This window comes from Shigella sp. FC1967, from assembly GCF_001743005.1.
Taxonomy (GTDB): Bacteria; Pseudomonadota; Gammaproteobacteria; order Enterobacterales; family Enterobacteriaceae; genus Proteus.
In genome coordinates, this window is record NZ_MIIZ01000563.1 from 1 (window position 1) to 8083 (window position 8083).

10 protein-coding genes are annotated in these 8083 nt (G+C 34.9%); 4 read left to right on the forward strand and 6 right to left on the reverse strand.

Annotated elements, in window-relative coordinates; all coding sequences use genetic code 11:
- Window positions 1-326: 326 nt before the first annotated feature.
- From BHE89_RS25045 to BHE89_RS05085, 4 genes are all read left to right on the forward strand, one after another.
- Window positions 327-911 (forward strand): TonB-dependent receptor plug domain-containing protein, encoded by a 585-nt coding sequence (locus BHE89_RS25045; RefSeq protein WP_286145906.1) that lies wholly within the window; start codon window positions 327-329, stop codon window positions 909-911.
- 82 nt (window positions 912-993) lie between these two features.
- Window positions 994-2928, forward strand: a complete 1935-nt coding sequence (locus BHE89_RS25050) for a TonB-dependent receptor domain-containing protein (RefSeq protein ID WP_286145901.1) — start codon at window positions 994-996, stop codon at window positions 2926-2928.
- Window positions 2929-3010: 82 nt separating this feature from the next.
- Window positions 3011-3262: a hypothetical protein gene (locus tag BHE89_RS25055; RefSeq protein WP_353615107.1), complete on the forward strand. Its 252-nt coding sequence runs from the start codon at window positions 3011-3013 to the stop codon at window positions 3260-3262.
- 24 nt (window positions 3263-3286) lie between these two features.
- Window positions 3287-4087, forward strand: coding sequence for a TonB family protein (locus BHE89_RS05085; RefSeq protein WP_069367360.1), 801 nt, complete (start codon window positions 3287-3289; stop codon window positions 4085-4087).
- Window positions 4088-4146: 59 nt separating this feature from the next.
- Here BHE89_RS05085 and BHE89_RS25060 read toward each other — a convergent pair whose 3' ends face one another.
- The 6 genes from BHE89_RS25060 to BHE89_RS05100 form a co-directional block, all read right to left on the reverse strand.
- Window positions 4147-4869: a hypothetical protein gene (locus BHE89_RS25060; RefSeq protein WP_286145902.1), complete on the reverse strand. Its 723-nt coding sequence runs from the start codon at window positions 4867-4869 to the stop codon at window positions 4147-4149.
- Between the two features lie 82 nt (window positions 4870-4951).
- Complete coding sequence (locus BHE89_RS25065) at window positions 4952-5209, reverse strand: hypothetical protein (RefSeq protein WP_286145903.1); 258 nt, start codon at window positions 5207-5209, stop codon at window positions 4952-4954.
- A complete protein-coding gene (locus BHE89_RS25070) occupies window positions 5193-5669 on the reverse strand; it encodes a hypothetical protein (protein WP_286145904.1) in 477 nt (158 codons plus the stop codon). The genes BHE89_RS25065 and BHE89_RS25070 overlap by 17 nt, the downstream gene beginning before the upstream one ends.
- A complete protein-coding gene (locus tag BHE89_RS25075) occupies window positions 5599-6114 on the reverse strand; it encodes a hypothetical protein (protein ID WP_286145905.1) in 516 nt (171 codons plus the stop codon). The genes BHE89_RS25070 and BHE89_RS25075 overlap by 71 nt, the downstream gene beginning before the upstream one ends.
- A gap of 18 nt (window positions 6115-6132) precedes the next feature.
- Window positions 6133-7062 (reverse strand): metallophosphoesterase, encoded by a 930-nt coding sequence (locus BHE89_RS05095; RefSeq protein WP_069367359.1) that lies wholly within the window; start codon window positions 7060-7062, stop codon window positions 6133-6135.
- A gap of 329 nt (window positions 7063-7391) precedes the next feature.
- Entirely contained in the window at window positions 7392-7853 is a 462-nt protein-coding gene (locus BHE89_RS05100; protein WP_074454065.1) for a DUF1097 domain-containing protein, read from the reverse strand.
- Between the last annotated feature and the right edge of the window lie 230 nt (window positions 7854-8083).

Consider the following 8083-nt stretch of genomic DNA (forward strand, 5'->3'; position numbering starts at 1 on the left):
GTTGTTTTTACAACTAATATTAAAAACAAATCACCTTTTATTTTAGGGTTTTATCCCGCAATAGAATTACGTTATACCCGAAGATTAAGCAATGTGGATTGGTTATATCAATATCAGCAACATGAAGTGTTATTTTAAAATTAGAAAAAACAATTTTTAATTAAATAAGTGACTTCCTTTTATCAATTTTAATAGGTAAAACAATGCATATAATGCTTTTTTAAAAAAGCGGAAAATTTGTTTCAATCTTCGTTTCTCTATCACTAGTTTCACCTTGCTTTTATCTGCAAGCCAAAGAAGATAAAACCGATCTTGGTCATATTCAGATTTCTGATAATAAAGAAAAAGATACACAAGGTTATTCACAAGTTTATGAAAAAGATGTCTCTAATGTTTATTTAGGAAAAGAGCTATTAGAGCGTTATCAAGGTGTCTCTCCTGCTGATTTATTAAAAAGTGCCATTGGGGTATATAGTGGTGAAGCTCGTAATGGTGGCGCGCTTGATCCTAATATTCGTGGTATTCAAGGACAAGGGCGAATTCCAGTTACGGTGGATGGGACAGAGCAGGCAATTACCGTTTATCGTGGTTACAGTGGTGCCTCTAATCGTAACTATATTGATTCCAATCTGATTAGTAGTATCTATATTGAAAAAGGTCCTTCATTAACCCCAGATATGAAAACAGGGATTGGTGGCGGTATTGCAGTAAAAACCCTCGATATTCGAGATATTGTCCTTATTGGTGACTCTTTTGGGATTAATTTTAAAGGAGATATTAGTAATAATTCAACACGGTATAAAGAAGTTTATACAAATATGATTGAAGATTATCGCTATTATCCGAAGTTTTATCAGCAAAATGCTTACATTATTGATCCTGCGTTAGAAATCACACCTCAAAAAAAGTAAAGTACAAAACTTTCAAGATTATTCATTTCGTCTTGGATTAGGTTTTGAAGAGGAAAAATTTAACTTATTATTTGCCTATGCATTGCGGGAAAAAGGAAATTATTTTGCCGGAAAAAGAAATGCCAAAAATTATAGTGAGACAGATCAAGATTTACTTGAATCAGTTCATGTAAAGGATGGTGGAAGAAATTTTGAGCCTTATTTACCTTTTATTGCTCATATTTATCGACCTAATAATGAAGTACCTAATACCTCTAATCGTAGTCGCTCTCTTTTAGTTAAAGGAACATTATTTCCTGAATTAACGCACCGTTTCTCCATTAACTATCGATACACTGATTTACTGTTTGGCGATATTATGCCATCACGTTTAAGTTGGGTTCGGTATGATAAAAATTTAGTTAATCAATGGCCGTTAGGGAATATTACACAACAAGCAGGCATATTAACCTACCAATATAAATCAGAGGATAAACAAACTGATTTATTATTACGATTATGGGGTAATTTAACTGCTGGGCATACTAATACTCGTGGTGGTAAACCAAGAGAGCCAAAACAAGTTGATTTGTTTTCTAATAGAAATACCGAATGGGAATTCAGTTGTGATACGGGATTTATTGATACATCTTCTCTTTATCAAGAAAATAATCGTTATGGTATTGATTTATCTTCAATATTTAAATTATCACCGCAATTTTCTATTTCATTTTCCAGTAACTATCAATTTGAAATATTAGATAGCGATGAATTGGAATTACCTGCAGATTTTGATTTTGTTACCTCTGGGCGAGCAGGAAAACGTCATGAAATTAATTTAGCGCTTTCCACAGATTGGAAGCCACTTTCTTGGTTATCCGTTACTGCGGGTGGGAAATACCATTATTATCATTTAACAGATACCTTTTTAAATAATAAGCGACGTAATAACGTAAAAGGTTATGAGAAGTCTCCATCAATAAGAGGCTTTATTCTCCCTTATCGACGTACATTAACCGCGGAGGAATATTTATTATATCGAGCTATTCATCGGATCGATGTAGCAACATTACCTGAAGAGCTTAAAAATTATCGATATTATCCAGAAGTAACTAAAAAGGTGCGTGAGTTTCAACAATCTAAATTTGTTTATCCTGAATATGAAAAATTACCACCTGAAATAAAAGAAAAGATTATTAATCATAATGAAGTTAAAAGAATGCAGGTTGATATGATGCAAGATGATTTTCTTCGTGATGAACAAGGAAATCTCAATATAAAATCTCTCCAAAATCGCCTTATGACAACGGAATATACCGTCATACTTTATGACAAAAATGGCGAATTATCTAAAAGTCACAATATGTTCTTAAGTAGTTATGCTGATATCAATGAAAAAGTGCCTGACCCAATTACAGGTAAATTAGTTAATAAATATGAAATGGGTGTGATAAATCCAATCCCTATTTATCTTGATGATGATAAAGGTAATTTTACACCTGAACCCAGTTATCAGCATGGGGCATTTTCACCTTTAGTGTCTGCAACGGTGTATGCCAACGAGATATTGCGTTTTTATGGTCGTTATACCGAGCAGCTACGATTACCTAATTTATTTGAAGATACTAGCGGGTTTTCAGGCTCTAAAGCCCGCTATTACGGCTTTAAATTAAAACCAGAGCGTGCGAAAAGTACAGAGTTTGGGCTTGTGTTTGATTTGACCGATTGGCTTAATGTCGAGCGCCATGCTGATATTAAAATCAATTATTTTTATACCAATATTGAAAATGTATTTGATAGAGATGCGAATTGGCAAATTAGGCAATTTGAAAAGCAAGTATTAGAGGGGATGGAAGTTCAAGCGCGTTTTGATAATGGTTTTATTTTTATGGATACCGCGCTTGTTTATAGCCCTAAAAATAAGGTATGCGACAAAAATGCCTTTAGTCACTATGATCCTTTTGGTTTCTTGGGAATTAAAGAGTGTATGACGGGGGGGCTACCCAGGTGGTTTTTTACGTACCTCTCTTCAGCCTAAATATTCGGTTAATTTACATTTAGGGACTCGTTGGCTAGAGAATAAATTAGAAATAGGCAGTCGTTGGCTCTATTCATCAGAAGTGGAAAATAAAGATGAAAAATGGCTAAAAGAAAAGTTACCAAGAGAAATGTACGGTCAAAATAACAACCCAATGCGTTGGGCAAAAGTCTTTACCGTCGATGCCTATATTAATTATCAATATAGCCCTAATTTATCGTTTGAAATAACGGGCAGTAACTTATTAAACGAATACTATATTGATCCTTTAACGCGATCAGGTATGCCTGCACCGGGAAGAACCTTTCGATTGGGTATGACTGCACAATTTTAATTAAAGAGAGTAGGAGCTTTTGCTATGTTGGCACTTTCTGTCAGGCATCCGCTTAATATTTATTACTGGTTAATCGGTATATCGTTAGTTTATATCGCCATATTAAGTTGGGTGTTACGTTCACTTTCTATGACAGAAAGTGCACACCATATTCATCAGCAACAAGAAAATACATTATCCGTTTACCAAGTTGTATTTTCATCCCCCCAACAACCGACCATTGTGCCGGAGCCTTTACTGGAAACGGAACCACAAGAAGCGCCGATTGTTTTGCCCAGTGCCGAAAAAGGAGAATTTGTTGAAGCGCCCAAGAAATTACCTGAAAAACCTAAAGAAAAACCGATACCCATAAAACCAAAACCCATTACACCCGTAAAAAAACCGGTAGTACAAGAAAAAGTAGAGCCGATAAAACAGAGTGAGTTAGAAAACCCAATAGCACAAACGACATCAGAAGCATCGGCAGAAAGCTTAACGCAACATACGGCAAGTTCGTTAGCAGGAAAAAGTCATGCATTAAGCGAAAAAGGAATAGGGCAAGGCGAATCTGACAATCACTATATTAGTTCACTGCGTCGAGAAATAGAGCGCCATAAACGTTATCCATCACAAGCGCGTCGCATGCAGCATGAAGGTCAGGTAGTGGTGAGTTTTTCACTCACATCTGAAGGTGTCGTTTCAAGGGTTGAGATACAAAATTCTTCAGGCATTTCTTCATTAGATAATGCGGCTATGGCTGCTGTAAAGCGGGTAAAACCTATTGGTCCTAAACCCGAAAGCCTATTGAATCCTTTAATTGTTTCATTAGATTTTCAATTAAATTAATGTGATAGATAAAACACCTAAGTACGATCAAGCTTAGGTGTTTTTATCAACGTGATCAGCTAGAACAGCACGGTAATATCCGCTAATAGGATATCGGGTTTAGAAAAGTGCAAATAAAAATAAAGATTTGATTCGTTTTCATGTATGAATAAATAGTCTAATTCAAGCTGATAAGTACAAAAATAAGCTTTGTTATCTGTTACAGGATGATTAAGTAGAGGCGTTATTTTATAAACGATATTGTCCTGATTTAGGCCGAGTGAAAATGTATTTGAAGCAACTAATGTACCATTAATGGCATTACCCGTTCTTACTGAAACTGAAAGTGAACAATCACTTTCAGTGGCACACTGTAGTAACACTTTCATTTTTTGTGGATTATCGGTTTTTCCAATAGTTTCTTCTGAAGGTAAACAAAAATAAGCTTCTTGATTTAACAAAATACAGTTTTTACCGACCAACATATCGCTATAACCATACTGAGCCTGGCTTAATTGTGTATCGAACCCATGATTTAAATCCAGTTCATAGCTTTTTTGTGGTATCAGTAAGTGGTTTTCAGTTTCTAGCGTTAGAGAGGCATAGCCGTCATAAAAACGAAATATCGGAGCCGATTCCATTAGCCAAGCGCCTGAATCATCATGGCATTGTTTACCATTATGTCGGCTGATATAAAGGTTTACGCCATTAAAACAGTAACCGGGAATATTGAGATAAGACTTGTTTTCTCGACTGCCTTGACCAATGGTAAAGCTATTATTGTTTACATCATCCAATACCATATAGTGCAATGCGCCCCAAGGGGTGTCAGAGATATAGCGTACAGAAGGTAAAATGTGATCAGGAGATAAATAGGGTTTATTGCTATCTGGGGTAAAAAAAAGTTTCTGATTTTAAAATATCACGGCTATCACCTGTTACACCATAACAACCCTCATATTGAAAGCTATCTGCGACTTTTTCCGTACTTAAATAGTTGTGTTTAATGCGAATAATGGCATCAATATGAGAATAGGTCTCGATACTCTGTAACATTGATGTTCGATGTAATATATCCTTTCCTATATTAAAGTAAGTCTGGTAATAGCTGATTTTAGGATCATGGCTATAATCGTTTTCCATAGAGTTCTAAGCTATTCCAACGAGAAAAAGGGGTGTTAAATTCAATTTCAAAACTTCGTTTTACCCAAGCCTGATAAAAAGATAATCCAGAAACATAAATACCTGATAAAAAAGTATTACTTTTATTGTAATCATCTTTAAATATCGTGGAGGTTTGTTGATAAATGGCGGTATGAATTGCGCTATTAAATTTATCGATACTGTTTCTTAATGTTTTTAGATTACTTTTAAAGTAATTATCACTTAATTCGAGTTTGTCTTTATTGGTGAGGATATCGTAGTGTGCTGCAACAAAAAGGGCGCAACAATGGCAATAGAAAGGTAAACCTGCGGATTGTGCTAAATTTAAAACTAATGGTTGTTGCGAAACAATTGTCGTAATGACATCATCAAAGCGGTTGAGTACTTGTTCTCGTAAATCTTTTTTTTTGTTGTGCAGAATAACGCATTGTGGGATCAAGATAACGCGCAAAGGTATCAGAAAATAGCTGATAAACGTCAGATATGCCTTCGGTGGTGAGTTTGATAATTTTAACATTGTTATCAGCAATTTTAGCGTCAATAATACGAGAGACATGCTCAATAATTTGATTAGCGAGCGAGCTATCTTTCATATTTTTATTCATCATGCCAAAGAGTGCGGAGGTGATTTTTGATAATGCACCACCGACAACAGGGACTAAACCAATAATATGTCCGATAACAGTTTGTCCTACAATGATGGGGGCATTTAGTGGATCTTGCTCATTAAATTTATCTACAATAGTCGGCAATACATTACTATTGCGATTAATCATATCCAACATATCGTCTTGGAGCTCTTGGTAGTCGATACAGATTAATGGCTGTGTTGCAGGTAGCGATGAAGGACTAATGGCGATTTTTAATGGATTTAAATGCATCATGAAAGTTCCTTTTCTAAATTAATTCCATTGTTCGATTAACTGAGGTTGTCCTGATAATCCGTTATAAACCGCAATAGAGAGTTGTGTGTCATTAATTTCAACAGATAAGTAATCCCCTTTAAATAAAGCGCCGCTGTTATAAACTGGGACATCGCCGAAGATCTCACTGCCACCATAACGGTTATCTTGACCAACATAATGAGTATGCCCAACAAATACCGCCTTTACCCCGTAATGCTCTAGCATATATTTAAAGAAGGTCAGCTCTTCTTGAGATGATTTTTCTGGGAAGTGTTGGTTTCCATCATGGAAGTTTAATATGATGGTTTTATTGCGATTTCGCGCCTGAATTAAATCTTTTTCTAACCAATCAATAGAATCTGTGACATTAATCGTTGAAGCTGACCAGTGATCGAGCACCACATGATAAGTGGGATAGTTTTGTAATTGAATAAAATGAATATCACCATATTCCCAAGAGTAAGCCTTACTGCCTGAATATTCGCTACTGTCGTATCTAAAATTACCTGAAGTCGCATAATTACGATACTCTTCAATACGGTAGTGCATATCAAAAACCATGCCTCTTGCACAGGCATTCATACTGTAATCAGCATTACTCGGCTCAGCACAGTCACCCACATTGTTTTGATAATCGTGATTACCAAGTCCAACATAGGTATTAAATCCTAAAGGTGAGGGAGCAAACAGTGCACGAAAACTCTCACGTTGGGAGCGACGACCAAATTCTGTTAAGTCACCATTTATAATGCCAAAAGCAAAAGATTTTTCACGGTGTAATGCTTGAATACTATCTCTAACGTTTTTTACGGTGGTTTCCCAACGGGATTGATCATTATTGGGGTCATTATTATCCAGATCTAGACGCCAAGGTTGTGGATCTGACATCACAATAATATTGTAGTTTGCTGATTGTGTTGTACTCATAATTAATTTCCTTTTAAAGTAAGTTTTTCTCTCCTTATTTTTGACGGAAAATTAAAATAAGCACAATATTAAATATTGTTAGTAAGTGATAAATTTAATAATAAAAAAATTATTTTTTAAAATTTAAAAAAGTGAGTTTTCATTATACTAAATGACCAATATATAATTCATTAAATGTAAATTATATAATAATTTAAATAATCAAATTATTATTGTTATCATCTATGGATATATCTTCGATAAATTTTAAATTATGCCCGTTGAGTCAATAAAAAAAGCGGTTTTAGGCTAGCTAATACCGCTTTTCTATTTGAATTAGCATAAATAAATTACGCTGTTTTTCGCCATTTATTGGCGATCCAAAGCCCACTCATTTTCATCGAATAGCCAAATAAAACGCCAACGATTAATGACGGAATGGTTTGAAAGAGATCTCCTTGAGCCGCAAATAGAGTACATGCCCCAATAAAGGTGCCAGGAATATAAGCAAGTAGCGCACTTTTGGCTTGAATACACATCACAAAGGCAATCACACCGGTGACAGCATAACCAAAAATAGAAATATCACTAAAGACTTGGCTACCATAAATAATCGCTAATGCCCAAATTACACCACTCATAATGGTAGCCATAGTAACGGCTAATCCTTTAATACCCTCTTTCGGATAAGCAAAATAGGCTGTACACCCTAAAAAGCCAGCCCAGCTTAATAAGTCAAATTGATTAGCAACAAATGCCCAAATGGCAGAAAGAATGCCTGTTGTCAGCGCAGTAAAGTAAAGCGTTCTCACGATAGACTCTTAAAAGTAGTGGGGATATTTACCCTGTTAACTAAAGGCGAATTTTAGCATTATCATTAGTTGATTTACTATATTTAGATCATTAAATATCATAATTTAAATAACCATTTTTTTTGCTATCTGAAATCTCTTTATCTATTGAAAAATAAAAAAGATAAAGTAAACGATTGCTTTATTAGATTTATAGTTAAATAAAAAATAACCAAGTATGTTGTTTGATA

Bases quoted from the DNA above. Each gene is read 5' to 3' on its own strand.
- BHE89_RS05085 (WP_069367360.1), top strand. From the start codon at position 3,287: ATGTTGGCACTTTCTGTCAGGCATCCGCTTAATATTTATTACTGGTTA.
- BHE89_RS25060 (WP_286145902.1), bottom strand. From the start codon at position 4,869: ATGGTATTGGATGATGTAAACAATAATAGCTTTACCATTGGTCAAGGC.
- BHE89_RS25065 (WP_286145903.1), bottom strand. From the start codon at position 5,209: ATGGAAAACGATTATAGCCATGATCCTAAAATCAGCTATTACCAGACT.
- BHE89_RS25075 (WP_286145905.1), bottom strand. From the start codon at position 6,114: ATGATGCATTTAAATCCATTAAAAATCGCCATTAGTCCTTCATCGCTA.
- BHE89_RS05095 (WP_069367359.1), bottom strand. From the start codon at position 7,062: ATGAGTACAACACAATCAGCAAACTACAATATTATTGTGATGTCAGAT.